The organism is Aliterella sp. E5.1 (assembly GCF_057473825.1).
Window position 1 is genome coordinate 1 of the sequence record NZ_JBYCCV010000361.1, and the last position, 1,570, is coordinate 1,570.

The following is a 1,570-nucleotide window of genomic DNA, read 5'->3' on the forward strand; positions in this document are numbered from 1 at the left end:
TAGTCCAGAGTTAATGCCTGTTGAACATATCTGGGAAGATATTCGAGAAAACAACTTTTATAATCAAGCCTTTTCCTCCCTTGAACAAGTAGAAGATGTACTTTGCCAAGGCTTACTTGAACTTTCTTCTAATAGTGAGCGCCTGCGCTCTATGACTTTCTTTCCTCACCTTCAATTACTACCTCTGATCGCAACTTAGTATTAGAAGCTGCAAGCCTCTTGATCATTAACCTGACGAAGCAAAGATTGAGCTTAGTGGTTGCATTTGCTAAGGTTCTCTCGTGGTTCTTAACCAGAATCTTACAATGCTCCATCCAAGCATTGGAACGCTCAATCACCCACCGAGCAATGGCTGGAACAAATCCAGACTTCCCTGTCGCTGCCTTTTCTTGTCTGGATGGCTTGGTTGACAATTCAAACTTTATTTTCTTCATAATCTGGGGATACATCTTCTCTAACTCCTGCCTCAGATGCTCTGAGTGATAGCCATGATCTAACAAGATTGCGATCTTGGGAATGTTCACAGGTTTGGACTGGAAGTAGTCGATGTTGTGCGTCAACATCTCAATCAGTCCGGTATCATCGGCAAGATTTGCGCTCGTACAGTGCGTGAAAAAGGGAAACCCTAATGTATCGACAGCTAAATGCCGCTTGATGCCATTGGTTGCCTTATAAAAGCAAAACCCCTTCGATTCCACACTTGCATTACACGTGTTTTGTACCGCAAGAGAAGTCAATGATAATTAACGTCGTCCACTTGGCTTTTTTTCTACAGTAGCAAAGTTAACTAGAGTAGCTAAGATTCAAGATTAGCAAGGTAATCAGCAGGGGAACGTCGAAAACGTAGTTGTTCAACCCGATTAATGCGATATTGTTCTAACTGGGAACGTAAAGAACGCCTGCACATAAACCAAATGGTCGTAATTGCTTACCGCTAGTAATAGGTCGTAGTTCTTCTTCCGTCATTTGTTGAACCGCTTGTGTCTGCCACAATCGCTTATTGCTAGCAATAGGGTTGAGTTCAGCGATTGGTTTGTCCGCTTGCAGGATGACAAAACTTTCACCTGCCTCCACAAAACGCAGATACTTTGCAGGATCGCGCTGCATTTCGTCAACTGTCACGTTCACCATAAATATAGCCTCAATGTAAGCTCTATGAAGAATACGCCGCCTCAATCAGTTGTAAATTATGAGTTGTAACCATTGACTAACTTAGCCATTCATTACAGAGTAGCAACACTCATCAAAACCAAAAACCGTTGTAAGCCCAAAATCCATATTAAAGCTAAAATTTAATCCTAATTAGAATTACGATCCCACGTAAGGCGTATGCAACAAACTTGCCGCCTTACGTTTAGCTGCCTCTCCCCGCCTGTCATATCGTGCGGTAGTCACAGGACTAGCATGACCTGCCAGTTTCTGCACGGTACTTGCTGTCAGAAGTAGGGCAACCGCATAAAAAATATAGCGTAGGCTAGGGTAAAGTAAAGCAAGTAGAAACAGAGTTAATGAGTCAGACAATTGATGCAAGCATACTGACCCATTTTGCCAGCCGAGAAGAAATACGTGA

2 protein-coding genes and 2 pseudogenes are annotated in these 1,570 nt (G+C 42.8%); 1 reads left to right on the forward strand and 3 read right to left on the reverse strand.

What is annotated here, in order from left to right; translation table 11 throughout:
* Positions 1–199: pseudogene (locus AC2VE5_RS27255) on the forward strand (hypothetical protein); the annotation flags it as partial.
* Here the strand turns inward: AC2VE5_RS27255 and AC2VE5_RS27260 are convergent.
* From AC2VE5_RS27260 to AC2VE5_RS27270, 3 genes and pseudogenes are all read right to left on the reverse strand, one after another.
* A complete protein-coding gene (locus AC2VE5_RS27260; protein WP_486890661.1) occupies positions 150–698 on the reverse strand; it encodes a transposase in 549 nt (182 codons plus the stop codon). The pseudogene AC2VE5_RS27255 and the gene AC2VE5_RS27260 sit on opposite strands and share 50 nt — an antisense overlap.
* A 178-nt stretch (positions 699–876) precedes the next feature.
* On the reverse strand, positions 877–1,131 hold the full coding sequence (locus AC2VE5_RS27265) for a type II toxin-antitoxin system Phd/YefM family antitoxin (RefSeq protein ID WP_486890662.1): 255 nt from the start codon (positions 1,129–1,131) through the stop codon (positions 877–879).
* 177 nt (positions 1,132–1,308) lie between these two features.
* Positions 1,309–1,570, reverse strand: a pseudogene (locus AC2VE5_RS27270) (hypothetical protein); the annotation flags it as partial.